Consider the following 24,191-nt stretch of genomic DNA (forward strand, 5'->3'; position numbering starts at 1 on the left):
GGATCGGCCGGATGACCGAGGCCGGAGAGGTGTGGTGGTCCTACCGTTGTCTTCCGTGGACAGTCATCGGGGCCAATGGCCGATCGCCGCGTTCCTCGCCCTGCTGATGGTGGGCGAGCTCCTCGTGATGGGCGAGCCCGGCCAGGCGGGCGCGCTGGTGTGGCTGCTGACGGTGCCGATCTGCATCGTGGCCGTCACGTCGTTCAGGTCGCGGGCGTTCACCGTGCCGGTCGCCGTCGTGTCGGCCGTGCTGGTGTCGTTCGTGATCATGACGTTCCAGGTGGACGTGCCGACGATCCTCAGCCCGCTGACGATCGCGGAGACCGGGGCGTTCCTGGTCATCACGGCCGTGGTGGTGCGCGAGGAACCGCGGCGGTCGGCCACCCTGTCGGTCGGCGCGCTGATGGCCGTGAGCCTCTTCGCCGCCGTCGTGCGCGGCAACTGGTTCTCGTCGGGCAACTACAACGAGCTGCTCGGCTCGCTCGTCCTCGGGTTCGGCGCGGTCGGCGTCGGCCTGTACTTCCGCGCCCGCGACACCGAGAGCGGCCGGCTGATCGCCGCCGCCGTCACCGACGCGCAGAAGGAAGAGCGCATCGCGCTGGCCCGCGAGCTGCACGACGTCGTCGCCCACCACGTCACCGGCATGCTCGTGCAGGCACAGGCCGCGCTGGAGGTCTCCGAGGACGACCCGCAGGCAGCCCACCGCCTGCTGCCCGGCATGGTCCGCTCGGGCACCGAGGCGTTGCAGGCGATGCGACGCCTGGTCGGCACGCTGCGCCAGGGCGAGACCGAGGCCGCCACCACCGACCTCGCCGCCGACGTCATCGCGGCCGTCGAACGCACCCGCGAGCTCGGCATCGCGACCCGCCTGCGCATCGACCTGCCCGACGAGGTCGCCCCGGAACTCGGCCGCTCGGTGTTGCGCCTGGTCCAGGAGTCGCTGACCAACGTGCACAAACACGCGGTGTCCCCGACGATGATCGACGTGGACATCTCCCGCACCGACGGCGGCGCGTTGCGCGTGATCGTCGCCGACGACGGACGGCCCGGCGAGTTGAACCAGGGCGGCTACGGTCTCGTTGGCATGCGTGAGAGGGTCGACCTGCTGGGCGGCCTGTTCTCCGCGGGTCCGCGCGAGAACGGCTGGCAGGTGCTGGCCGAGCTACCCCTGGAAGGGTCCAAGTGATCTCGGTTCTCATCGCCGACGACCAGGAGATGGTCCGCGTCGGGTTTCGGATGATCCTGGAGAAGCAGCCGGACATCACCGTCGTCGCCGACGTGCCGGACGGCGTCTCGGCCGTCACCGCCGCGCGCGAGCACAACCCCGACGTGGCGTTGCTCGACATCCGCATGCCGGGGCTCGACGGCCTGGAGGTGACGAAGAAGCTGTCGCCGACCACCAAGGTCGTCGTGGTGACCACCTTCGACCTCGACGAGTACGTGCACACGGCGCTGGAGAACGGCGCCTCCGGGTTTCTCACGAAGGATGCCGGGCCGGCGTTGCTGGTGGAGGCGGTGCGGGCGGCCGCGGCGGGCAACGCGTTGATCTCGCCTCAGGTGACCGTGCGGATGCTGGAGCACTTCGCGCGACCGGCCGAGCGGCCTGATCTTTCGCTGCTGACCGCACGGGAGCAGGACGTCGTGCGGGAGGTGGCGCGCGGGCTGTCGAACCAGGAGATCGCGTCGTCGCTGTTCCTGTCGCTGTCGACGGTGAAGACGCACCTGGCGTCGGTGCAGACGAAGCTGAACGTGAAGAACCGCGTGGGGATCGCCTCGTGGGCGTGGCGCGCGGGGCTGGTGAACTCGTGACCGACACCGAGTTCCCTCGCACCATCGGGAAGGTCGCTGCGCGGGAGTTGGCGGCGCACGGCTACACGACGTTCGACTCGCTGACGAAGGTGTCGGCGAAGGAGCTGCTGAAGATCCACGGCGTGGGCCCGAAGGCCATCCGGCTGCTGGGAGAAGAACTGGCGGCGCAGGACAAGTCCTACGCCGCCGACTAGCTGCCCTAGACACCCATCGGGTGCCAGACCGTCTTCGTCTCCAGGTACGCCCGCAACCGCGACATGTCCGGCGTGGCCGCGAAGTCCTCGTTCTGCTTGTTGCGCAGCACGCGCTTCACCGTGCCCGCCGCCGACCGCTCCAGGTCCGCGCGGATCTCCGCCGGCGCACCGGTCAGGTCGAGCGCGTTCACGTCACCGTGCGACGCGAGCCACGGCGCGATCTCCGCCGTCCGGCCGGTGATGATGTTGACGACACCGCCGGGCACGTCCGAAGTCGCGAGCACCTCTGACAGCGTGATCGCCGGCAGCGGCCGGTCCTGCGAGGTGATGACCACGCAGGTGTTGCCGGACGCGATCACCGGCGCGATCACCGAGATCAGGCCCAGCAACGACGACTGCTGCGGCGCCAGCACCGCGACCACCCCCGTCGGTTCCGGCGTGGAGAACGAGAAGTACGGGCCCGCCACCGGGTTCGAGGAACCCAGCACAGCCGCGATCTTGTCCGTCCAGCCCGCGTACCAGACCCAGCGGTCGATGGCGGCGTCCACGAGGGTCTGCGCCTTCTTCAGCGCGACGCCCTCGGAGGACGCGACCTCGGCGATGAACTGCTCGCGGCGGCCCTCCAGCACCTCGGCCACGCGGTACAGGACCTGGCCGCGGTTGTACGCCGTGGCACCCGCCCATCCGTCGAAAGCCTTGCGGGCAGCCGAAACCGCGTCGCGGGCGTCCTTGCGCGAGCCCTGCGCGGCGTTGGCGAGGAACGTGCCCTTCGCGTCGGAGACCGGGTAGCTGCGGCCCGACTCCGAGCGCGGGAACTTGCCGCCGATGTAGAGCTTGTAGGTCTTCGCGACCGTGATGCGATCAGACATCGAGGTAGGCCTCCAGACCGGTGCGGCCGCCCTCACGGCCGAAGCCCGACTCCTGGTACCCGCCGAACGGGGCGGTCGGGTCGAAGCGGTTGAACGTGTTGGACCACACCACACCGGCGCGCATCCGTTGTGCCATCCAGAGGATGCGCGAGCCCTTCTCGGTCCACACACCCGCCGACAGGCCGTACGGCGTGTTGTTCGCCTTGGCCACGGCCTCTTCCGGCGTGCGGAACGTGAGCACGGACAGCACCGGGCCGAAGATCTCCTCACGGGCGATGCGCATCGCCTGCGACACCCCGGAGAACACGGTCGGCGCGAAGTAGAAACCCTTGTCCGGCAACGGACACGACGACGTCCAGCGGCTGGCGCCCTCGGCCTCGCCGGACGCAGTCAGCTCCTGGATCTTGGTGAGCTGCTCGCGCGAGTTGATCGCGCCGACGTCGGTGTTCTTGTCCAGCGGGTCGCCGACGCGCAGCGTGGACACCCGCGCGTGCAGCTTCTCGATCAGCTCGTCCGCGATCGACTCCTGCACCAGCAGGCGCGATCCGGCGCAGCAGACGTGGCCCTGGTTGAAGAAGATGCCGTTGACGATGCCCTCGACGGCCTGGTCGAGCGGGGCGTCGTCGAACACGATGTTCGCGGCCTTGCCACCGAGCTCCAGCGTCAGCTTCTTGGACGTGCCCGCCAGCTGACCCTGGATGATCTTGCCGACGTCGGTCGAGCCGGTGAAGGCGACCTTGTTGACGTCCGCGTGCCCGACCAGCGCGGCACCGACGTCACCGGCGCCGGGGATGATGTTGACGACGCCCGGCGGCAGGTCGCACTGCTGGATGATCTCCGCCAGCACCAGCGCCGTCAGCGGCGTGGTCTCGGCAGGCTTGAGCACGACGGTGTTGCCGCACGCGAGCGCCGGCGCGATCTTCCACGCCGCCATCAGCAGCGGGAAGTTCCACGGGATCACCTGTCCCGCGACGCCGAGGGGCTTCGGGTCCGGCCCGTACCCCGCGTAGCCGAGCTTGTCCGCCCAGCCCGCGTGGTAGAAGAAGTGCGAGGCGGCCGTCGGGATGTCGACGTCGCGCGACTCCTTGATCGGCTTGCCGTTGTCGAGCGACTCCAGCACCGCGAGCTCACGGCCGCGTTCCTGGATCTGCCGCGCGATCCGGTAGATGTACTTGGCGCGCTCGCTGCCGGGCATCTTCGACCACACGCGGTCGTACGCGCGTCGTGCGGCCTTGACGGCGGTGTCCACATCGGACTCCGACGCCGTCGACACCTCCGCCAGCACCTCTTCGGTACCGGGGTTGATGGTCTTGAGCGGCTCGCCGGTGCCCTCGACGAACTTGCCGTCGACGAACATCTTGTAGCTGGGCTTGAGGTTCGCGATGTCCCGCGACTCGGGCGCGGGGGCGTATTCCCACATGTCTTCAGTCCACCGTCACGTAGTCCGGGCCGCTGTAGTGGCCGTCCAACTGGGTCCGACGCTGCATCAGCAGGTCGTTGAGCAACGTCGACGCGCCGAACCGGAACAGGTGCGGGTCGAGCCACTCAGGACCGGCCACCTCGTGCACGGCCACCAGGTACTTGATCGCGTCCTTGGTCGTGCGGATGCCACCGGCGGGCTTCACCCCGCGCAGCTCACCCGTCTGCTGCTTCCAGTCGCGCACCGCCTGCAGCATCACGTGCGTCACCGGCAACGTCGCGGCGGGCTGCACCTTGCCGGTCGACGTCTTGATGAAGTCACCACCCGCGAGCAGCGCGAGCCACGACGCCCGGCGCACGTTGTCGTACGTCACCAGTTCGCCGGTCTCGAGGATGACCTTGAGGTGCGCGTCCCCGCACGCCTCCTTGATCTTCACGATCTCCTCGAACACCTGCCCGTACCGCCCGCTGAGGAACGCACCCCGGTCGATCACCATGTCGACCTCGGACGCGCCCTGCTCCACGGCGAACCGGGTGTCGGCCAGCTTGATGTCCATCGTGCTGCGGCCGCTGGGGAACGCGGTCGCGACGGACGCGACGTTGATCCCGGTGCCCTTGAGGTCGTCGGCCGCCGTCTTCACCATGTCCGGGTAGACGCAGACCGCCGCGACCTTCGGCACGTCGGGCCGCTCGGGGTCCGGACGCTTGGCCTTGGCGGCGAGTGACCGCACCTTGCCGTGCGTGTCCGCGCCTTCGAGGGTGGTCAGGTCCACCATGCTGATCGCCAGGTCGATGGCGTGCAGCTTGGCGGCCTTCTTGATGCTGCGCGTGCCGAGGCCCGCGGCTCGTTGCTCGACGCCGACCTGGTCGACGCCGGGGAGCCCGTGCAGGAAACGCCGCAGCGACGATTCGTCGCGCACGGCGTCAGCCAGGGCCGACGGCAGTGTCGTTGGAGCAGCCATGCCTGGGAGTCTAAGCGGAATGGGACGCCCGTCCTAAGTGAGGACGTTCGCGCAGATCAGGCACTCTGCGACGGTGCTCGGAGGGTCTGTTCGCCAGTGCTGTCGACGACGATGATCGCGCCCTGCCGGCCGAGCTCCTCGTAGTGCTCCGCGAACGCGTCGAGGTCCTCGATCTCGTCGTCGAGCCACGACCAGTCGCCGGGCAGCGCGGACAGCTCGTCCCGCACGATCCTGACCACCTGGTCGAGCCGGTTGACGTCACGCCGGTGCCGCAGTCCGGCCTCGGCGCAGGACACGATGACGGTCCAGCGCTTGGTGGCGCGTTCGCCGTCCATCTTCAGCCACACGGAGGCCCCGGCGAACCCGGCGAGTTCGATGAGGTCCGCGACCCTCATCAGTCGAGCAGTTCGCGCAGCACGTTCTTCTTCGGCTTCTTCGGTCCCTTGACCTCGACCCCGCCCATGATCGCGAGCCCGGTGATCCGCACCGTCGGCGCGCCCGGGATGTGCCGCCGCGCCGCCATGTTCTGCTCGAACGCCCCCATGAACCCGAACCCGTCCACCTTGACGTTGATGTCGTCCGGCACCCGGATCTCGATGCCGCCCCAGAACGCGAAGCAGCTGATCGTCACCTCGGCCTCGGCGAAGTTCGCGTGCGTCAGGTCGATGTCGATGCCGCCCATGATCGCCACGGCGTTGTGCATCCGCGGCACGACCCAGCCGCCCTTGCGGTTGACGCCGGACCAGAACGCGATCGACACCGCGCTGCCGGGCTCGCCGCCGATGCGGTCGTTCACGGCGGGCTGGTACTGCGGCACGGCCGACGTCTGCGGCAGGCCGCTCAGCACCAGGTCCGCTGTGATGGGGACGAGCTCGCCGTACGTCTTGGCCGAGTAGACGGCGGCGAGGCGCTCGTCCAGCTCGTGGATGTCGAGGCGGCCCTCCGCGGTCGCCTTGTGCAGCACCTGCGCGACCTGTTCGCGGTCCGCGTCCGAGGCGCGCATCTGATTCGGGTCAGCCGGTACCAGCTCGTCGCTCACCTGAACGAGTCTAGGACCCTCACTTGCGGTTCGGTGCGTACTTGACCGTGATCGCGAAGGCGACGACGAGCAGGGCGGCGAGCGCCACCGCGAGGGCCGGGTTGTAGCCCCACATCAGCGGCAGCACGCCGATGAGCACGGCGAGTGATCCCGAGACACCCAGGATGACCAGCGGGGATTCACACCACTGCTGGACGGGCTTCTGTTCGATCGTCACCGTTCGCACCTCCGCGTCTCAACTGGCTATGAGACTTTTCGGAGTCGCTTTGTCGATTCTTTACTCCCGGATCGGGTTGTCGGGCCCCCTGATCAGGTGGTCATCGCAACGGGTTCGTGACCGTCACTGGGCCGGCTGCCGCAGCGGCAGACCGGCCGCCCGGTAGATCGCGTCGATCACCGTCATGTTCCGCACGGCGTCGTCCGCGGTCGTCGGGAACGGCTTGCCGTGCAGGACGGCGTCGGTGAACGCGTCGAGCTGGTAAGCGTAGGTCGCGCGCCTGCCGAACGACTCGGACGTCTTGCGGTCGCGCAGCTTCAGCGTCAGCCGGTGGTACGCCTGCGGGCCGAGCGGGTTGAAGACGGAGAGCGTCCCGTTCTCGCCGATCGCCTTCATCGACAGCTTCAGCACGGTCGACGACCACAGCGACGCGGTCACCGAACCCGTGTGGCCCGACGGGAAGCGCAACGACGCCTTCATCGCGCGGTCGATGGAAGGCCCGCGCAGCAACGCTTTCGCGGAGCGCACCTCGGGTTCCTCGCCACCGCCCAGCAGGCGTGCCATGTGCACGGCGTAGCAGCCGGCGTCCATCATGGCGCCGCCCGCGAGCGAGTAGTCGTAGCGGATGTTGGAGAACACCGGCAGCGGGAACGCGACGGTGGCCTCGACGTGCCGCAGCGGGCCGAGCACGCCGGACTCGATGATCTCGGCGATCCGCAGCGCGAGCGGGTGGTAGCGGTAGTGGAACGCCTCCATCACCACGAGCCCGGACGCGTCGGCGGCGTCAGCCACCTCGCGTGCTTCGGAAGCGTTGGCGGTGAAGGGCTTCTCGCACAGGACGTGCTTGCCCGCCTCCAGCGCGGCGAGCGTCCACCTGCCGTGCAGGCTGTTGGGCAGCGGGTTGTAGACGGCGTCGACGGCCGGGTCCGCCAGCAGGTCCTCGTACGACCCGTGCACGCGCGCGATGCCGTGCTTGTCGGCGAACACCTGCGCTCGTTCCGAGGACCGCGCCGCCACGGCCACGACCTCGGCGACCGTCGAGGAGCGGGCCGGGCGGATCACCGCGGTGGGCGCGATCGTGGCCGCGCCGAGCACTCCAATGCGCACGTGGTCTGTCACGCGGCAGACCCTACACCTCTTCAGTTAACGGCGTTTACTCCGTCAGGTCGGTTTGCCTCACGGGAAAGAAGGGCACGTCGTCGATCGGGGACGGGTCGGACCACGCCCACGACTCCATCTGCCGGCGCGACCGCCTGCCGAAGAACGCGCGCCACAGCTCGTAGCCGTCGACCTCCAGCGTGATCGGGCCGTCGCCGAGCACGCCGAACTCGGTCCTGACGGTCACGTTCTTCAGCCGCCGCGGCGCGAGCCACACCAGGGTCGGCTGCCACGCGGTGTCCGGCAGGCGTTCCCGGCCGAGCGTCGCGCGGAGGTCGGCCTCGTGCGTGATGGCGTCCATCGCGAGCTGGAACGGCATCCGCTCCATCTCGGCGATCTTGTCGCCGCTGGCGTTCCACTGCTCCAGCAGGTCCGTCACCGGGACCCCGGCGCGTTCGGCGACGTGCCGCGCGGTCCACTCGTCCGACGGCGCGCCCTCCATGCGCCCGGCGACCAGATCGGACGCCTCGCCGGACAGGTGCGCGACCACCTGGTGCACGGTCCACTCCGGACAGGCGGGGACGGTCAGCGCCAGCTCGCCGGGGCCGAGGCCCATGGTCAGGCCGACGATGCGCTGCCGTGCCTCGCGGTAGATCTCTTCGAACACCCCTAGCTCCTCCCAGCGGTTACGGTGTCGTGCATGGACGTCCTGGTCGTCGATCATCCACTCGCCAAGGCGAGACTCACAACGATGCGTGACGCGCGCACGGACAATGCCGCATTCCGCGCCGCGCTGCAGGAACTGACCGTGATGCTGGTCTACGAAGCGATGCGCGAGGCGCCGCTGAAGGAAGACCGCACGCACACCCCGGTTGCTCGTACCACCGGGTACGCGCTGGCAAACCCGCCGCTGCTCGTGCCCGTGCTGCGGGCGGGGCTGGGCATGGCCGACCAGGCGCACAAGCTGATCCCCGACGCGCAGATGGGGTTCGTCGGGCTCGCGCGCGACGAGGAGACGCTCCAGCCGACCCCGTACATGGAGTCGTTGCCCGAAAGTCTCGCCGGAAGGCCGGTGTTCGTGCTGGATCCGATGCTGGCCACCGGAGGCTCGATGGCCTACACGATCCGCCTGCTCACGCAGCGTGGCGCCACCGACGTGACCGCGATCTGCGTGCTCGCGGCGCCAGAGGGGATCAACCACCTGGAGGACTCGAAGCTCCCGTGCCGGCTCGTCACGGCGTCGGTGGACGAGCGGCTGAACGACTCGGGCTTCATCGTGCCCGGTCTCGGTGACGCCGGTGACCGTCTGTACGGGGCGGTTTAGGACATACCTCCGATCGGACGTAGCAGTGGTCTAGACCTCAGGCCTATCGTGCTCTGGACCACATCGCCGCTGCCGCGTCCGATACAAGGAGACTCATGTCCAGACGGAGATGGGGTGTCGCCGCTCTCGCGGTCGGCGCCCTGTCAGCTTCGCTGGCCGTTGCCGCGCCTGCGAACGCCGACGTCGAGACCAGTGGGCACCACGGGATCTCGAAGACCCGCACCGTCGGGTACTTCATCCAGTGGGGCGTGTACGACCGGAACTTCCGGGTCAAGAACCTCGTGGACAGCGGGGCCGCCGCGCGGCTCACGCACCTGAACTACGCCTTCGGTTTCCTCGACGAGGCGGGCAAGTGCATCAGCTCGGACCCGTGGGCCGACTGGCAGATGCCTTACACCGCCGAGCAGTCCGTGAGCGGCAAGGCCGACGAGGCCGGCCAGGCGCTGATGGGCAACCTGAACCAGCTCAAGCAGCTCAAGGCCAAGTACCCCAAGCTGAGGATCAACATCTCGCTGGGCGGCTGGACGGGCTCCCGCTACTTCTCCAACGCCGCGCTGACCGCCGAGTCGCGCGCCGCACACGTCAAGTCCTGCACCGACATGTGGATCAAGGGCGACCTGCCCGGTCTGCCCGCCGGTGCCGCCAAGGGCGTCTTCGACGGCATCGACCTCGACTGGGAGTGGCCGTCGAGCGAGGGCAACCCGACCCCGCCCAACGTGATCCGCCCCGAGGACAAGCAGAACTTCACCAAGCTGCTCGCCGAGTACCGGAAGCAGATGGGCTGGAACCGCGACCTGACCGCGTTCCTGCCGGCCGACCCGCGCCAGGTGGACCGGGGCTTCGAGGTCTCGAAGGTGTTCTGCTACCTCACTTTCGGCACGCTCCAGGGCTACGACTACCACGGTGCGTGGGACGCCCCGGCGAACCAGCAGTCCGCGCTGAAGGTGCCGAAGGGTGACCCGTCGGAGTTCGAGTTCAGCTCCGAGGTGACGGTCAACGCGTGGCTCTCCCGCGGCGCGCCGCGGTCGAAGGCAGTGCTCGGCGTGCCGTTCTACGGCCGCGGCTGGGACGGCGTCGCCCCCGGCAAGCGCAACGGCCTGTTCGGCACGGGTGTGCCGGCGCCCGCCAAGTACGAGAACGGGTACGAGGACTTCCACCGCATCAAGGCGAAGCTCTCCGAGCCCGGCAACGCGTACAAGGTCTACCGCGACGAGAAGGCCGGTTTCGCGTGGATCTACGACGGCAAGACCTGGTGGACCTACGACGACGCGACCGAGATGAAGCGCAAGGCGCGCTACATCAACGACCGCAGGCTCGGCGGCGCGATGATCTGGTCGCTCGACGGCGACACGCCACAGGGTGAACTGATCAAGGCGCTCGACGGCGCCCTGAAGTAAGGCCGCACCACCGAAGACGGACTGTCCTAACCGGACAGTTCAGCGGGTCCGGGGAGGTTTCGCGGCGGCCGCCTCCCCGGATTCCGCCTTTTCTAAAGGGATTTGCCGGCCTCCGTGCGCCAGCCACGGCCGTGTGCGCGCAACGCCAGTTCGTACGTGGTGGCCGCGTCGATGCCGGGTGGCAGGTTGCCGTTGAGCTCCAGGCTCACCAGGCCGTGTGCGATGCCCCACATGGACATCGCGATCTGCTCGGGGTCCTCGTCGAGGTAGACGCCCTGCTCCACCGCCCGCCGCACCGCGTTGATCACCGGCGCGAACGTCCGGCCGGCCGCGCGGCTCATCTCCTTCGTGTGCTCGACGACCTTCGAGTAGAGCACCGAGTAGAACTGCGGGTCCTCCAGCGCGCTGCGCCGGTACGCGAGCCCGATCCGCAGGAGGTCCTCCGCCGGGTCGTCCGTCACCGGCACCGCCGCGAGGCTCCTGCCGAACCGCGTGAACGCCTCGTCGTAGAGCGCCTCGAGCAGCGCTGGTTTTCCGCCGAAGAGGGAATAGACCGCGGTGGTCGAGGTGTTGACGTCGGTGGCGATCTTGCGCAGGCTCACCCCGGCGGGACCTTCGGTGCTGAGCAGCTCGCCCGCCCGCTGGAGCAGACGCCGTCGCAGAGCGTCGTCGTGGGTCTTGGGCCGCGGCATCACGCAATCCTAACGATGGCTGGCCTGAGTGGTATCAGGTTGATACCGTCGGATGATGGCCATGACCTTGCGGTTGACCGACGAGGAGAACCTGCGGCTCGCTGAGCTGGCGCAGTCCGAGGGCCGCTCCAAGCAGGAGGTCGTGCGGCTGGCGATCGCGGATCGCTACCAGCGCATGCAGCAGGAAGAAAAGCTCGGCGAGGTTCTGGGGCGGGTTCTGCCCAAGTACCGGGGTCTTTTGGATAGGCTCGGTTCTTCCTGAAACTGTCAGACCTCTGTGATCAACTGGGTGCCGTGATCTCCTACCTCGACGCCGGGGACCTCTTAGTGCTGGCCACGGCCGTGACCGGTGGCGATCTCCTCGTCAGGGACATCGGCCTGCTGGACACGGCGGCCTACCGTCCCCGCGCCACCGTGCTCGGCGTGGAGGCGTACGACACGCTGTGGCTGAAGTCCTCCGCGCTGCTCGACTCGATCGTCCGAACCCGCCCTCTGGTCGAGGGCAACTGGCGGCTGGCCTGGGTCGCCGCCGTCACGATGTGCGACATCAACGGCTACTGGATCGACGCCGACGAGGACGACGCGCTGGACCTGGTCCGCGCCCTCGGCCGGGACAAGATCGACGTGCCGGAGATGGCGGGCCACCTCGAGGCGTGGGGCATCTCGAAGGATTCCGCTTGACCTAGAGTGCACTCCAGGTCTTAGCGTCGAGTGCGTGAGTTACTCGATAGCCCAAGCCGCGCAGCGCAGTGGGTTGTCCATCGACACCTTGCGCTACTACGAACGAATCGGGCTCGTCGACCCGCCCGCGCGTGACTCGGGCGGCCGCCGCAGCTACTCGGAAGAGGACCTCGGCTGGCTGGCGTTCGTGACGCGCCTGCGCACGACCGGCATGCCGATCCGCATGATGCGCGAGTTCGCGCAGCTGCGGCACAGGGGCGACCACACCGCGGGCCGCCGCAAGCAAATCCTCGTCGAGCACCGCGACGACGTCCGCGCCCGCATCGCGGAGCTGCAGACGCACCTGGAAGTGCTCGACTACAAGATCGACCACTACGCGGTGGTCGAGCGTGACTTGGAGGCGACGGCGTGAGCCGTTTGTTGGGATCGCTGGAGGTCGGGCCGCAGGGGCTCGGCTGCATGGGAATGTCGGAGTTCTACGGCGCGGGCGACGAGTCCGAGTCGATCGCGGTGATCCACCGGGCCCTGGAGCTCGGCGTCACGCTGCTCGACACCGCCGACATGTACGGGCCGCACGTCAACGAGGAGCTGGTGGGCCGCGCGATCGCGGACCGCCGTTCCTCGGTGGTCCTGGCCACGAAGTTCGGCATCGTCCGCTCGGCGGACGGCGGCCGTTCGGTGCGAGGTGACCGCGAGTACGTGCGCGCCTCGGTGGAGGGGTCGCTGAAGCGCCTCGGCGTCGACGTGATCGACCTCTACTACCTGCACCGGGTCTCGACGAACGCGCCGATCGAGGAGACCGTCGGCGCGATGTCCGAGCTGGTCACCGAGGGCAAGGTGCGCTTCCTGGGCCTGTCCGAGGCGGGGGCCGACACGCTGCGCAAGGCTCATGCCGTGCACCCGATCACCGCGCTGCAGAGCGAGTGGTCGCTGTGGTCGCGCGACATCGAGGCGGAGATCGTGCCCACCGCCCGCGAACTGGGCGTGGGCATCGTGCCGTACTCGCCACTCGGCCGCGGCGTCCTGACCGGCCGCTTCACGTCGTCCGCGGACTTCGGCGCCGGCGACTTCCGCGCCGCGAACCCGCGCTTCACGGGCTCGAACCTCGACACGAACCTCCGCATGGTCGAGGCGCTCCGTGCTCTTGCCGCCGAGCGCGGCGTGACCGCGGGCCAGCTCGCCCTGGCGTGGGTGCAGCACCGCGGGCCCGACGTCGTGCCGATCCCGGGCACCAAGCGGATCAAGTACCTGGAGGAGAACGTCGCGGCGGCCTCCCTGTCGCTGTCCGCCGACGACCTGGCCGCGATCGAGGCAGCCGTCCCCTTCGCCGCAGGTGACCGGTACCCCGACATGAGCTCGATCGGCCGTTAGAACATACGTTCGAAGATATCCCCAGGGTTGTCCACAGGGTGGGGACAAGAGGCTGTGGACAACCCTGGATTCATGTGGACAACTGAGCCGCAACAGTCGCGCCGAGCTCCCAGCAAGCTTCTTCCTGGACCTTGCCCACGTCACCCGTCACGGTGACGTGCGGGGCCACCTTCGCCCACCCCAACCCGGTAGTGGCGGTCTCCACACTGCGCACCGCACCTGCCACGTCGTTGTTGCCGTGCACGTAAAGCCCGTACGGCCTGCCCCGCGTGGAGTCGAGACACGGGTAGTAGACGGTGTCGAAGAAGTGCTTCAACGCACCGCTCATGTAGCCGAGGTTGGCAGGCGTCCCCAGCAGGTAGCCGTCGGCCTCCAGGACATCCACAGCGGTTGTGGACAACGCGGCTCGCCGGACGACCTCGACGCCCTCGATCTCGGGGGTGGAGGCGCCGGCGACCACGGCCTCGAACATCGCCTGGAGGGCGGGCGACGGCGTGTGGTGGACGATCAGGAGGCGAGGCATGCCGCCACGCTGACGGCTGATCCGCCAGTCTGCAACCTCGTCCTGCCGTTCAACGGCACCATGGATGACCATGACCCGCGCCTCCTACGACATCGTCGCCGCCGACTACGCCCGCCTCATCCCCGACGCGCACGACGGCCGCCCGCTCGACGCCGCGTTCATGCGCGCCTTCGCCGAGCTCACCGAGGGCCCGGTCGCGGACATCGGCTGCGGCACCGGCCGCATCACCGGGCACCTGCACGAACTCGGCCTGGAAGTCGAAGGCATCGACCTGTCCGACGGCATGCTCGACCAGGCGAGAAGGCTGTACCCGCACCTCACCTTCACCCAGGGCGACATGACCGCGCTCGACCTCGCCGACGACAGCCTCGGTGGCGTCGTCGTCTGGTACTCGACAGTCCACATGGCGGCGAATGAGGTGCCGTGGCACGAGTTCCACCGCGTCCTCAGGCCTGGCGGGCACCTGCTGCACGCCTTCAAACTGGGTGACCAGCGAAAGCCGCTCACCCACGCCTACGGTCACGACGTCGACCTGAACGTCTACTGGCACGACATGGACGAGACCGTGACCAACGCGACCCGAGCCGGGTTCAACGAAGTGGCCCGGTTGCAACGTCAGAAGGGTGTGGACGAAGGCGGGCCGCAGGCGTTCTTGTTGATGGGCAAACGGAACCCCGCGGCCGGAAGCACGTCCTGAAGGGTGTACACAGGAGGGACCATGAAGACCACCGCCCTAATGCACACCAGTCCCCGTCAGCGCCGCATCACCTGGGGGTTCGGCCTCGGGATCAGCGTCGGGATGATCGGGATCGGGCCCCTCTTCGCGTCCGTGTGGCCGGGGTTCGACCACAGCCCGTGGGACATCAACACGATGTTGTTCGGGCTCGGCGTGGGGCTCTGCGCGATCGCGTACATCTTCGGGCGGATCGCCGTGGCGGCCGTCACCGAGGGTCGTCGCAACGCGATCGCCCCGCCGACCAGAAGGGCCTACTTCGTGGCCGGCGGGGGGTTCGTCCTCGCCGCGATCGCGCTGGCGATCGCGCTGGTGACCGCCTAGGAAACCAGCTCGGTCACCCGTTCCCGCAGCTCAGCCAGCCTGGCCCTACCTGACGCACGGGCGGACTCCAGTCCGTCCGTGACCGGTTCGACGACCTCCAGGTACGCCTTGAGCTTCGGCTCCGTGCCGGACGGGCGCACGATCACCCGCACGCCGTCCGCGGTCCAGCGCAGCACGTCCGCGCCGGGCAGCAGGTCCTCGGAGGAGAACTCCGCGGGCGGCGCCGACCGCAGGCGTGCCATCGTCGCGCCGATCAGGCTGAGATCGGTGTACCGCAAGGAGACCTGGTCGGTCAGGTGCAGGCCGTGGTCCAGCGCGAGCTGGTCCAGCGCGTCCAGCAACGTCCGCCCGGACGCCTTCAGGCCCGCGGCGAGGTCCGCGGCGACGACGGCGGCCGAGATGCCGTCCTTGTCCGCCACGAACTCCGGGTCCACGCAGTTGCCGAGCGCTTCCTCGTAGGCGAACACCAGGCCCTCGCCCGCGCGCGCCAGCCACTTGAAGCCCGTCAACGTCTCCGCGTACCTCGCGCCGTGCGCGGTAGCGATCGAGCGAAGCAGCGACGACGACACGATCGTCGTTGCCACCAACGGATCCGTGGACTCCGTGGTCGACAGCACGAGCGAACCGAGCAGCACGCCCGTCTCGTCGCCGCGCAGCATCCGCCACGACGAGCCGTCCCGAACGCCCAGCGCGCACCGGTCCGCGTCCGGGTCCAGCGCGATGGCCAGGTCCGCGTCCACCGACGCCGCAAGGGAGAGCAGCTCGTCGGACGCGCCGGGCTCCTCCGGGTTCGGGAACACCACGGTCGGGAAGTCCGGGTCCGGCACCGCCTGCGACCGCACCACGTGCACGTCGGTGAAACCCGCGCGCCGCAACGCTTCCACGGCGAACGCGCCGCCCACGCCGTGCATCGGCGTCAGCGCGATCTTCAACGACCGCGAGTTGCCGCGCGGCAGTGACGCCACCCGGTCCAGGTACGCGTCGACGTCCTCGTCGGAAAGCGTTGTGTACGTGACGTTCCGCGGCACGGACACCGCCGCCGGAACCGCCTCGATCGCCTTCTCGATCTCGCCGTCCGACGGCGGCACGATCTGCGAACCGCCACTCAGGTAGAGCTTGTAGCCGTTGTCCGCGGGTGGGTTGTGCGACGCGGTGATCTGGATCCCCGCCACCGCACCGTGTGCGCGCACCAGGTACGCCAGCACGGGCGTCGGCAACGGCCCCGGCAGCAGCTTCACCTCGAACCCCGCCGCCGCCATCACCTCGGCGGCGGCCACGGCGAAGTCCTCGGAACCGTGCCGGGCGTCGCGGCCCACGAACACCAGGCCCGGCGACGCGAGCCACGCTGCCAGGCCTGCCGTCGTGCGGACCACGGTGGCGACGTTCATGCCGTTCGTGCCCGCGCGCACCGGCCCGCGCAGCCCGGCCGTGCCGAACGTGAGCGGTCCGGCCATGCGGTCTTGGAGGTCCTCCAACGCGGCGGGGTCGCCGCCCATCGCCCGTGCCAACACGGTCTGCAGCTCGGTCCGGGTCGCGTCCGACGGGTCGTCGGCGATCCACCGGAACGTCGCGTCGCGCAGTGCCGGCGTCAGGCTCATGCCCGCGCCACCAGCTCGCGCAGCAGCGTGCCCATGCGCTCGGCGGCAGCGGCGCCGGCCTCCAGCACCTCCTGGTGGTTCAGCGGCTCACCGGTGATGCCCGCCGCGAGGTTCGTGACCAGCGACAACCCGAACACCTCGACACCCTCGGCGCGCGCGGCGATCGCCTCGTGCACGGTCGACATGCCGACCAGGTCCGCGCCCATCGTGCGCAGCATCCGGATCTCGGCGGGCGTCTCGAAGTGCGGACCGGGCAGACCCGCGTACACGCCCTCCTCCAACGAGGAGTCGATCTCCTGCGCGACCTTGCGCAGCCGCGGCGAGTACAGGTCCGTGAGGTCCACGAACCGCGCCCCGACCAGCGGCGACAACGCCGTCAGGTTCAGGTGGTCGGAGATCAGCACCGGCTGCCCGACGGACATGCCCTGCCGCAGGCCACCGGCCGCGTTCGTGAGCACGACCGTCTTCACGCCCGCGGCCGCGACCGTGCGCACGCCGTGGACGACCTTCTGGATGCCCTTGCCCTCGTAGCCGTGGGTGCGGCCGAGCACGACGAGGACCTTCTTGCCGCCGACCTCGACGGAACGGATGGTGCCGCCGTGGCCGAGCGCGGTCGGCGCCTCGAAGCCCGTCAGCTCGCCCACCGGGATCTCCGTGACCGGGTCACCGATCACGTCGGCGGCGGGCCGCCAGCCGGAGCCGAGCACGATGGCGATGTCGTGCTTCGCGTTGCCGGTGCGGCTCTGGATCTCTTCCGCGGCCTTGCCGGCCAGCTCTTCTGGAGTCACCGCGAGAGCTTAAACCGGGGCGAAGGTGGAGGCGATCGCGTCGAAGAGACGCGCGCGAGCCTCGTCCTCCTGCTCCGTGGGCACGATCACCTCGACCACCCACAGGTCGTTGCCGTACGGCAGCACTCGCGAGAAGTGCGACCTCCGCAGCGCGTCGCGGCCCTCGCCCTCCGCGGTCTTGTAGACGAGCTGGATGCTGTCCTCGCTGCGCGGCCCCGCGAGGTTCGGCGTCGCCACCTTCTCGCCGCCGAAGAACGCGTTGGGCCAGTGCGCGGCCACGCCGGTGACGTACGCCTCGATGTCGCGCTTCGGGTAGAACTCGGGGAACCGCCGGACCGTCACCTCGTACGCGCCGCTGCCGGACACGAAGTGCACCACCGCGGACGCCGGCAACCACGAGTCGCCCACCCGTTGCTCGGCGTAGGTGGACCAGCTCTCCTCGACGCTCAACGTGAACTTGCCGCCCTGGTCGCCGTTCGCGAACGCGGCCGACGCGGTGCGCTGCTGCAGCGTCGCCGACGTGGGCAGGGTCGGCAGCGTGGGCAGCGTCTGCTCGGTCGGCGGCAGCAGGGACGCGCCCGCCGCGTACCTGGTCAGCGCGAACCCGCCGCCCGAACCCACGATGAACAACAGCACGGCCGCGACCAGCACGAACGTCGTCGCGACACGACTGCGGCGGCGGGTCGGCTCGATGGGCTTGGTGACGAGGAACGGCAACGGCCCGGGGTCGTCGGCCAGCGGCGCGTCCGGCTGGATCTTCGGCTTGGGCCGCACGACCACCGGCAACGGCACCGGGTTGCGCACCTCGAACGCGTCCGTGCCCGGCTCCGGCAGCAGCGCGTAGACCTGCTTGCGGACGTCGACGAGCGACAGCCGGTCGTCGGGGTCCTTGCGCATCAACCCGCTGATCACGGGGGAGAGCCGGTGCGCGCCCGCCGGCACCGGCACCTCGCCGTGGATCACCGCGTTGATCGTCTGCATGACGTTCCTGCCGACGTACGGCGGCTCGCCCGCCATCGCGGCCCACATCGTCGCGCCGAGCGACCACCGGTCGGCGGCCGCCGACACGTCACCGCCCTGCGCCACCTCGGGCGCGATGTAGGCGGGCGTGCCGAGCGTGATGCCGCGCGCGGTCATCGTGGCCTCGGCGACGTTGCGCGCGATGCCGAAGTCGGTGAGCTTCACCCGGCCGTCGTCGGCGATGAGGACGTTGCCGGGCTTCACGTCCCGGTGCGTGATGCCCGCGCGGTGCGCCGACGCCAACGCCGCCGCCACCGCGTCCAGCACCGCGGCGCCCTGCTTCTCGGTGAGACAGCCTTGCTCCTGCAACACCTCGCCGAGACTGCGCGACGGCACGAGCTCCATCACCACGTACGGGTCGCCGTCGTGCTGCACGACGTCGTAGAGCGTCACGAGGTTCGGGTGCGACAGCGCGGCGACGGCCCGCGCCTCGCGCATCGTCCGCTCCCGCAGCAGGTCGGCCTCGACATCGGGCATGCCGGGAGGCCGCAGGATCCCCTTGACCGCGACCTGCCTGCGCAGCACCTCGTCGTGGGCGGCCCAGACGGTGCCCATCGAGCCCTGGCCCAGCAGGTGCAGCAGCCGGTACCTAGCCGCGATCAAGCGATCCTGGTCACCGTTCTCCACGTTCCCATTCTTCCTGACACACTGACTGCATCGTTAACGGCGGTGAACCTCACATAGCCGTGTCGGTACTGGTCGGTAACACTGCAACGCATGATGGAGTTGGCCTTGCCCGCCGAATTCCGCCCGAACGAGTTCCCCGCCGCGTCGCGGGAGCAGTGGCGTGAGCTGGTCGACGCCGTCCTCCGCAAGACCGGCGCGAGCTACGACTCCCTGGTCACGAAGACGTACGACGGCCTCGAGCTCCAGCCGCTCTACACCCTCTCCGACGCCCTGCCCGTGCCCTACGCGCTGGCACCCGTGCGCCAGGGCTGGGACGTCCGGCAGCGGCACGCCGTACCCGATCCGGTGGCGGTGATGAACGACCTGGAGGGCGGCGTCACCTCGTTGTGGCTCGCCGTGCCGCCGTCGTCGCTGGAACGCCTGCTGGACGGCGTCTACCTGGACCTCGCACCGGTGGTGCTCGACGGTTCGGTGGACTTGGCGCGCGCCATGCTGCGGGTGTGGGACCGGGCTCCGGTGCTGGCCTCCGAGGTGCGCGGCAACCTGGGGCTGGCGCCGTTCGGCGAGGCCCTCGACGTCATCCGCGCGGCTGCCGAGTTCCCCTCGCTGCGGACCTGTGTGGTGGACGCGTTGCCGTTCCACGACGCCGGCGGTTCCGACGCGGAGGAGCTCGGCGCGTCCTTGGCGCTGGGCGTCTCGTACCTGCGTGCTCTGACGGCGGCGGGTTTCTCCGAGGCGGAGGCCTTCGCCTCGCTGGAGTTCCGCTTCGCCGCCACCGCCGACCAGTTCACGACGATCGCGAAGCTGCGGGCGGCGCGGCGGTTGTGGGCTCGGGTGGCCGAGGTGTCCGGGGTGTCCGCGGTTCAGGTGCAGCACGCCGTGACGTCGTCGGCGATGATGACCCGCCGCGATCCGTGGGTGAACATGCTGCGCACGACCGTCGCGTGCCTGGCGGCCGGGCTCGGCGGGGCGGATTCCGTGACGGTGCAGCCGTTCGACGCGGCGATCGGGCTGCCGGACGAGTTCGCGCGGCGGATCGCCCGCAACACGCAGAACCTGCTGCTGGAGGAGTCGCACCTCGGCGAGGTGATCGACCCGGCGGCCGGGTCCTGGTACGTGGAGCAGCTGACGGACGGGCTGGCCCGGCAGGCCTGGGCCTGGTTCCAGGAGATCGAACGGGCCGGGGGGATCGGCTCGGCGGGATCGTTGGTGGCGGGGCGGATCGCGTCGACGTGGGCCGCGCGGTCGGCTCGGCTGGCGGATCGCAGCGACCCGATCACGGGCGTCAGCGAGTTCCCGAACCTCACCGAGAAGCCCGTCGTCCGCGAACCCTCCGGAATCGATTCCGACTCGCAGGCCCCCTGGGGGGATTCGCCCCCCACTCCAAGTTTCTCAAGCAGGTCTGACAATTTCGGGCTGCCGCAGGTGCGTTATGCACAGGCCTTCGAGGAGCTGCGCGACCTCGCCGACGCCCAGCCCGAACGCCCGCAGGTCTTCCTGGCGACTCTCGGCCCCGTAGCCGCTCACACCGCCCGCGCCACCTTCGCGGCGAACCTCTTCAACGCGGGCGGCTTCGCCACCCCGAACGCCGGCCCCACCAGAACACCCGAAGAAGTGGCGCAGCAGTTCAAGGAGTCAGGCGCGCGCATCGCGGTCTTGTGCGGCAGCGACTCCAGCTACGCCGACCAGGCGGTCGCCACCGTCGAGGCCCTGCGCGAAGCGGGTGCCGAGCGGGTACTCCTCGCGGGCAAGAAGACAGACGCCCACGTCGACGGCTTCGTGTTCATGGGCTGCCCGGCGCTGGAAGTTCTGAACAACACCTACGAGTTCCTCGCCATCGAGAAGACCCAGGGAGCGGAGCGATGATCCCCAACTTCGCGGACATCGACCTCGGCGCCCTCCCGCAGGCCAAGTACGAGACCGACCTGCCGAACTGGGAGACCCCGGAAGGCATCGCGGTCAAGCCCGTCTACGGCCCGGAGGACACCGAGGGCTTGGACTTCCTCCAGACCTATCCCGGTGTCGCGCCCTTCCTCCGCGGCCCGTACCCCACGATGTACGTCAACCAGCCGTGGACCGTCCGCCAGTACGCGGGCTTCTCCACAGCGGAGGAGTCGAACGCCTTCTACCGCCGCAACCTCGCGGCCGGGCAGAAGGGCCTGTCCGTCGCGTTCGACCTCGCGACCCACCGCGGCTACGACTCCGACCACCCGCGCGTCGCCGGTGACGTGGGCATGGCGGGCGTGGCCATCGACTCCATCTACGACATGCGCACGCTGTTCGACGGCATCCCGCTCGACAAGATGTCCGTGTCGATGACGATGAACGGCGCGGTGCTGCCGGTCCTCGCCCTGTTCGTGGTGGCGGCGGAGGAACAGGGGGTGAAACCGGAGCAGCTCATGGGGACCATCCAGAACGACATCCTCAAGGAGTTCATGGTCCGCAACACCTACATCTACCCGCCGAAGCAGTCGATGCGGATCATCTCCGACATCTTCTCCTTCACCTCCCAGCACATGCCGAAGTACAACTCCATCTCGATCTCCGGCTACCACATGCAGGAAGCAGGGGCGACGGCCGACCTGGAGCTGGCGTACACGCTCGCGGACGGCGTCGAGTACATCCGGGCCGGTCGCGAAGCCGGGCTGGACGTCGACAGGTTCGCGCCGCGGCTGAGCTTCTTCTGGGCGATCGGCATGAACTTCTTCATGGAGATCGCCAAGATGCGGGCCGCGCGGCTGCTCTGGGCCAAGCTGGTCAACGACTTCGAGCCGAAGTCGCAGAAGTCGCTGAGCCTGCGCACCCACTGCCAGACGAGCGGGTGGAGCCTCACCGCGCAGGACGTGTTCAACAACGTCGCGCGCACGTGCGTCGAGGCGATGGCGGCGACGCAGGGCCACACGCAGTCGTTGCACACCAACGCACTCGACGAAGCACTCGCGCTGCCCACCGACTTCTCGGCACGCATCGCGCGCAACACGCAGCTGCTGCTGCAACAGGAATCGGGCACGACGCGCGTCATCGACCCGTGGGGCGGCAGCGCGTACGTCGAGCGCCTCACGAACGAGCTCGCCGCCAAGGCGTGGGAGCACATCACCGAGGTCGAGAAGGCCGGCGGCATGGCCCGCGCGATCGACGACGGCATTCCCAAGCTGCGCATCGAGGAGGCGGCGGCGCGCACCCAGGCGCGCATCGACTCGGGCCGCCAGCCCGTCATCGGCGTCAACAAGTACCTGGTGACCAACGACGAGCAGATCGAGGTCCTCAAGGTCGACAACGCGGGCGTGCGCGCCCAGCAGCTCGAAAAGCTGCGCAGGCTCAGGGAAGAACGCGACCAGTCCGCTGTGGACAGTGCGCTGGACGCGCTCACGAGGGCGGCGACCGGCGAGGGCAACCTGCTGGAGCTGGCGATCAACGCCGCCCGCGCCAAGGCCACTGTCGGCGAGATCTCCGAGTCGCTCGGCAAGGTGTGGGGCCGGCACAGCGCGCAGATCCGCACCATCTCCGGGGTGTACCGGCAGGAGGTCGGATCCGTGTCCAACGTGGACGCTTGCCGCGAGGTCGTCGAGGCGTTCGCGGAGGAGGAAGGACGCCGCCCGCGCATCCTCGTCGCCAAGATGGGGCAGGACGGGCACGACCGCGGCCAGAAGGTGATCGCCACGGCGTTCGCGGACCTCGGCTTCGACGTCGACGTCGGCCCGCTGTTCCAGACGCCGGAGGAGGTCGCGCTGCAGGCGGTGGAGGCCGACGTGCACATCGTCGGCGTCAGCTCGCTCGCCGCCGGCCACCTCACGCTCGTCCCGGCGCTCAAGGAAGAACTGACCAAGCTCGGCCGCGAGGACATCATGATCGTCGTCGGCGGTGTGATCCCGCCGCAGGACTTCGACGAGCTGTACGCGGCGGGCGCGGCGGCGATCTTCCCGCCCGGCACGGTGATCGCGGACGCGGCCAAGGACCTCCTGGTGAAACTCGCGAAGCAGCTCGGACACCATGGCTAGGACGATCGACGTCGCCGAGCTCGTGAAAGGCGTCCTCGACGGCAACCGCGGCGTGCTGGCCAGGGCCATCACGCTCGTCGAGTCCAAGCGGTCGGACCACCGGGCGAAGGCCCAGGAGCTGCTGGTCGAGCTGCTGCCGAAGTCGGGCAACGCGATCCGCGTCGGCATCACCGGCGTCCCCGGCGTCGGCAAGTCGACGTTCATCGACGCCCTCGGCACCGCGCTGACCGAGCAGGGCCACCGGGTCGCGGTGCTCGCCGTCGACCCGTCCTCGACCCGCACCGGCGGCAGCATTCTGGGCGACAAGACGCGCATGCAGCGGCTCTCGGTCGACCGCAGGGCGTTCATCCGGCCCTCGCCCACGTCCGGCACGCTCGGCGGCGTCGCGCAGGCCACCCGCGAGACGATCGTGCTGGTCGAGGCAGCCGGGTTCGACGTCGTGCTGGTCGAGACGGTCGGCGTCGGCCAGTCCGAGGTGGCCGTGGCCAACATGACGGACTGCTCGCTCTTCCTGACGCTCGCCCGCACCGGCGACCAGCTCCAGGGCATCAAGAAGGGCATCCTGGAGCTCGCGGACGTCATCGCGGTCAACAAGGCCGACGGCGACCACGAGCTGGACGCCCGCAAGGCCGCGCGCGAACTGGCGGGGGCGCTCAAGCTGCTGCGCCCGCCGGACGCGCTGTGGCACCCGCCCGTGCTCACCTGCTCGGGTCTCACCGGAACCGGTCTCGACGACCTCTGGTCCCGCGTGCTGGAACACCGGCGGACGCTGGAGGACGCCGGTGAACTGGACGAGCGACGTCGACGTCAGCAGGTCGAGTGGACCTGGATGATGGTCCACGACGAACTGTGGCGGCAGGTGCGCGAGAGCCCCGCCGTGCGGTCGCTCGCCTCCGCTCTCGAAGAGAAGGTCCGGCTGGGAGAGCTCACCGCCACCCTTGCGGCCGAGCAGATTTTGAAGGCGTTCCAATCGGACTCTCGGTAGGCGCTTAACTAGTTTGGGTGACCTTCGATCGTGGTATTCGAGGTAGAGTTCAGGCCATGTCGAGGTTGCTGCTGGCCTGCGTGTTCTCGCTGATGAGCGTTCTCGGGATCGCCGGAGTGGCGTCCGCGCAAGAGGCGGCGAACGCGCCTGTCGCGGCCGCTCGGCAGACGACTGTCAACCCGGCGCCCGACGTGAACGCGCCGCAGGAGCCGTCGCCTGAAGCTCGTGAGGAGACCAAGCGCAAGCTGTGGATGGGCGGCATCGCCGTCGTCCTGTTCGCGCTGGTCTACTGGCGCAACAAGAAGCGCTGGGTGAAGTGGCGCAAGGAGCGCGCGGCCAAGAAGGGATAGGTCGCGCGTCATTCGAGGTGAGACGACTCGTCCCAGATGGTGGGACGTGATAGTCAAAATTAAGCGTGTCTCTCGACCATTTGCGTCATCGTTGATCGGTCAGACCGAAACTCGCTCGCCGCTCGGCGCAGCGCTGCGACCGGCCGTCCGGTTGATCATCATCAGCGCGCCGC

Annotated in this window: 28 protein-coding genes; 15 read left to right on the top strand and 13 right to left on the bottom strand. The window is 69.3% G+C overall.

Translation table 11 applies throughout. The features are described from left to right. The first annotated feature begins 55 nt into the window (after window positions 1-55). The 3 genes from ACQEU1_RS30880 to ACQEU1_RS30890 are packed head-to-tail and all read left to right on the top strand — an operon-like array spanning window position 56 to window position 2,003. The gene (locus ACQEU1_RS30880; RefSeq protein ID WP_433209239.1) at window positions 56-1,186 is read left to right on the top strand and encodes a sensor histidine kinase; all 1,131 of its coding nucleotides are present in this window, start codon (window positions 56-58) and stop codon (window positions 1,184-1,186) included. Then, the gene (locus ACQEU1_RS30885) at window positions 1,183-1,809 is read left to right on the top strand and encodes a response regulator transcription factor (protein WP_355300778.1); all 627 of its coding nucleotides are present in this window, start codon (window positions 1,183-1,185) and stop codon (window positions 1,807-1,809) included. Before ACQEU1_RS30880 ends, ACQEU1_RS30885 begins: the two co-directional genes overlap by 4 nt. Beyond that, window positions 1,806-2,003 (top strand): helix-hairpin-helix domain-containing protein, encoded by a 198-nt coding sequence (locus ACQEU1_RS30890; RefSeq protein WP_433209243.1) that lies wholly within the window; start codon window positions 1,806-1,808, stop codon window positions 2,001-2,003. Before ACQEU1_RS30885 ends, ACQEU1_RS30890 begins: the two co-directional genes overlap by 4 nt. 5 nt (window positions 2,004-2,008) lie before the next feature. Here the strand turns inward: ACQEU1_RS30890 and ACQEU1_RS30895 are convergent, their stop codons facing one another. From ACQEU1_RS30895 to ACQEU1_RS30930, 8 genes are all read right to left on the bottom strand, one after another. Continuing rightward, window positions 2,009-2,872 carry an aldehyde dehydrogenase family protein gene (locus tag ACQEU1_RS30895; protein WP_433209246.1) on the bottom strand — a complete coding sequence of 288 codons (864 nt, stop codon included), beginning with the start codon at window positions 2,870-2,872 and terminating at the stop codon, window positions 2,009-2,011. Then, the gene (locus ACQEU1_RS30900) at window positions 2,865-4,292 is read right to left on the bottom strand and encodes an aldehyde dehydrogenase family protein (RefSeq protein ID WP_433209249.1); all 1,428 of its coding nucleotides are present in this window, start codon (window positions 4,290-4,292) and stop codon (window positions 2,865-2,867) included. Before ACQEU1_RS30900 ends, ACQEU1_RS30895 begins: the two co-directional genes overlap by 8 nt. 4 nt (window positions 4,293-4,296) lie before the next feature. After that, entirely contained in the window at window positions 4,297-5,253 is a 957-nt protein-coding gene (deoC, locus tag ACQEU1_RS30905) for a deoxyribose-phosphate aldolase (protein ID WP_433209252.1), read from the bottom strand. A 56-nt stretch (window positions 5,254-5,309) separates the two neighbouring features. Then, window positions 5,310-5,648, bottom strand: a complete 339-nt coding sequence (locus ACQEU1_RS30910; RefSeq protein ID WP_433209255.1) for a hypothetical protein — start codon at window positions 5,646-5,648, stop codon at window positions 5,310-5,312. After that, window positions 5,648-6,292: a DUF1707 SHOCT-like domain-containing protein gene (locus ACQEU1_RS30915; protein WP_433209258.1), complete on the bottom strand. Its 645-nt coding sequence runs from the start codon at window positions 6,290-6,292 to the stop codon at window positions 5,648-5,650. Before ACQEU1_RS30915 ends, ACQEU1_RS30910 begins: the two co-directional genes overlap by 1 nt. Before the next feature lie 19 nt (window positions 6,293-6,311). Beyond that, window positions 6,312-6,509 carry a hypothetical protein gene (locus ACQEU1_RS30920; protein WP_433209261.1) on the bottom strand — a complete coding sequence of 66 codons (198 nt, stop codon included), beginning with the start codon at window positions 6,507-6,509 and terminating at the stop codon, window positions 6,312-6,314. A 123-nt stretch (window positions 6,510-6,632) separates the two neighbouring features. After that, window positions 6,633-7,628, bottom strand: a complete 996-nt coding sequence (locus tag ACQEU1_RS30925; protein WP_433209264.1) for a Gfo/Idh/MocA family protein — start codon at window positions 7,626-7,628, stop codon at window positions 6,633-6,635. Between the two features lie 34 nt (window positions 7,629-7,662). Then, window positions 7,663-8,274, bottom strand: a complete 612-nt coding sequence (locus tag ACQEU1_RS30930; protein WP_433209267.1) for a maleylpyruvate isomerase family mycothiol-dependent enzyme — start codon at window positions 8,272-8,274, stop codon at window positions 7,663-7,665. Window positions 8,275-8,307: 33 nt separating this feature from the next. Here ACQEU1_RS30930 and upp point away from each other — a divergent pair, with 33 nt between their 5' ends. Beyond that, the gene (gene upp / locus ACQEU1_RS30935) at window positions 8,308-8,931 is read left to right on the top strand and encodes a uracil phosphoribosyltransferase (RefSeq protein ID WP_433209270.1); all 624 of its coding nucleotides are present in this window, start codon (window positions 8,308-8,310) and stop codon (window positions 8,929-8,931) included. 95 nt (window positions 8,932-9,026) lie between these two features. Continuing rightward, window positions 9,027-10,328, top strand: a complete 1,302-nt coding sequence (locus ACQEU1_RS30940) for a glycoside hydrolase family 18 protein (RefSeq protein ID WP_433209273.1) — start codon at window positions 9,027-9,029, stop codon at window positions 10,326-10,328. 92 nt (window positions 10,329-10,420) lie between these two features. Here the strand turns inward: ACQEU1_RS30940 and ACQEU1_RS30945 are convergent, their stop codons facing one another. Further along, window positions 10,421-11,020, bottom strand: coding sequence for a TetR/AcrR family transcriptional regulator (locus ACQEU1_RS30945; RefSeq protein ID WP_433209276.1), 600 nt, complete (start codon window positions 11,018-11,020; stop codon window positions 10,421-10,423). Between the two features lie 55 nt (window positions 11,021-11,075). Between ACQEU1_RS30945 and ACQEU1_RS30950 the strand changes: the two genes are divergently transcribed. The 4 genes from ACQEU1_RS30950 to ACQEU1_RS30965 are packed head-to-tail and all read left to right on the top strand — an operon-like array spanning window position 11,076 to window position 13,072. Further along, window positions 11,076-11,282 carry a type II toxin-antitoxin system VapB family antitoxin gene (locus ACQEU1_RS30950; protein WP_382443441.1) on the top strand — a complete coding sequence of 69 codons (207 nt, stop codon included), beginning with the start codon at window positions 11,076-11,078 and terminating at the stop codon, window positions 11,280-11,282. A gap of 32 nt (window positions 11,283-11,314) precedes the next feature. Next, window positions 11,315-11,701, top strand: a complete 387-nt coding sequence (locus tag ACQEU1_RS30955; RefSeq protein ID WP_089914793.1) for a type II toxin-antitoxin system death-on-curing family toxin — start codon at window positions 11,315-11,317, stop codon at window positions 11,699-11,701. Between the two features lie 34 nt (window positions 11,702-11,735). Next, window positions 11,736-12,113, top strand: a complete 378-nt coding sequence (locus tag ACQEU1_RS30960) for a MerR family transcriptional regulator (protein WP_433209281.1) — start codon at window positions 11,736-11,738, stop codon at window positions 12,111-12,113. A gap of 47 nt (window positions 12,114-12,160) precedes the next feature. Then, window positions 12,161-13,072, top strand: a complete 912-nt coding sequence (locus ACQEU1_RS30965) for an aldo/keto reductase (protein WP_433211877.1) — start codon at window positions 12,161-12,163, stop codon at window positions 13,070-13,072. A 70-nt stretch (window positions 13,073-13,142) separates the two neighbouring features. Here the strand turns inward: ACQEU1_RS30965 and ACQEU1_RS30970 are convergent, their stop codons facing one another. Continuing rightward, window positions 13,143-13,595, bottom strand: a complete 453-nt coding sequence (locus ACQEU1_RS30970) for a flavodoxin family protein (protein WP_433209284.1) — start codon at window positions 13,593-13,595, stop codon at window positions 13,143-13,145. A 70-nt stretch (window positions 13,596-13,665) separates the two neighbouring features. Here ACQEU1_RS30970 and ACQEU1_RS30975 point away from each other — a divergent pair, with 70 nt between their 5' ends. Both ACQEU1_RS30975 and ACQEU1_RS30980 read left to right on the top strand, forming a co-directional pair. Beyond that, complete coding sequence (locus ACQEU1_RS30975; protein WP_433209287.1) at window positions 13,666-14,292, top strand: class I SAM-dependent methyltransferase; 627 nt, start codon at window positions 13,666-13,668, stop codon at window positions 14,290-14,292. Window positions 14,293-14,313: 21 nt separating this feature from the next. Next, window positions 14,314-14,652, top strand: coding sequence for a hypothetical protein (locus ACQEU1_RS30980; protein WP_433209289.1), 339 nt, complete (start codon window positions 14,314-14,316; stop codon window positions 14,650-14,652). Here the strand turns inward: ACQEU1_RS30980 and ACQEU1_RS30985 are convergent. The 3 genes from ACQEU1_RS30985 to ACQEU1_RS30995 are packed head-to-tail and all read right to left on the bottom strand — an operon-like array spanning window position 14,649 to window position 18,661. Beyond that, entirely contained in the window at window positions 14,649-16,250 is a 1,602-nt protein-coding gene (locus ACQEU1_RS30985) for a phospho-sugar mutase (RefSeq protein WP_433209292.1), read from the bottom strand. The two genes, ACQEU1_RS30980 and ACQEU1_RS30985, sit on opposite strands and share 4 nt — an antisense overlap. Continuing rightward, on the bottom strand, window positions 16,247-17,038 hold the full coding sequence (locus ACQEU1_RS30990) for a purine-nucleoside phosphorylase (RefSeq protein WP_433209295.1): 792 nt from the start codon (window positions 17,036-17,038) through the stop codon (window positions 16,247-16,249). Before ACQEU1_RS30990 ends, ACQEU1_RS30985 begins: the two co-directional genes overlap by 4 nt. Window positions 17,039-17,047: 9 nt before the next feature. Next, window positions 17,048-18,661 carry a serine/threonine-protein kinase gene (locus tag ACQEU1_RS30995; RefSeq protein ID WP_433209298.1) on the bottom strand — a complete coding sequence of 538 codons (1,614 nt, stop codon included), beginning with the start codon at window positions 18,659-18,661 and terminating at the stop codon, window positions 17,048-17,050. Window positions 18,662-18,775: 114 nt separating this feature from the next. On the opposite strand from ACQEU1_RS30995, the gene ACQEU1_RS31000 reads away from it, so the two are divergent. The 4 genes from ACQEU1_RS31000 to ACQEU1_RS31015 are packed head-to-tail and all read left to right on the top strand — an operon-like array spanning window position 18,776 to window position 24,018. Then, a complete protein-coding gene (locus tag ACQEU1_RS31000; RefSeq protein ID WP_433209301.1) occupies window positions 18,776-20,551 on the top strand; it encodes a methylmalonyl-CoA mutase family protein in 1,776 nt (591 codons plus the stop codon). Continuing rightward, complete coding sequence (scpA, locus tag ACQEU1_RS31005; protein WP_433209304.1) at window positions 20,548-22,683, top strand: methylmalonyl-CoA mutase; 2,136 nt, start codon at window positions 20,548-20,550, stop codon at window positions 22,681-22,683. The genes ACQEU1_RS31000 and scpA overlap by 4 nt, the downstream gene beginning before the upstream one ends. Further along, window positions 22,676-23,668: a methylmalonyl Co-A mutase-associated GTPase MeaB gene (gene meaB, locus ACQEU1_RS31010; protein WP_433209307.1), complete on the top strand. Its 993-nt coding sequence runs from the start codon at window positions 22,676-22,678 to the stop codon at window positions 23,666-23,668. Before scpA ends, meaB begins: the two co-directional genes overlap by 8 nt. Window positions 23,669-23,724: 56 nt before the next feature. After that, on the top strand, window positions 23,725-24,018 hold the full coding sequence (locus ACQEU1_RS31015; protein ID WP_433209310.1) for a hypothetical protein: 294 nt from the start codon (window positions 23,725-23,727) through the stop codon (window positions 24,016-24,018). The last annotated feature ends 173 nt before the right edge of the window (window positions 24,019-24,191 follow it).

It is taken from the genome of Lentzea sp. CA-135723 (assembly GCF_050936595.1).
GTDB lineage: Bacteria > Actinomycetota > Actinomycetes > Mycobacteriales > Pseudonocardiaceae > Lentzea.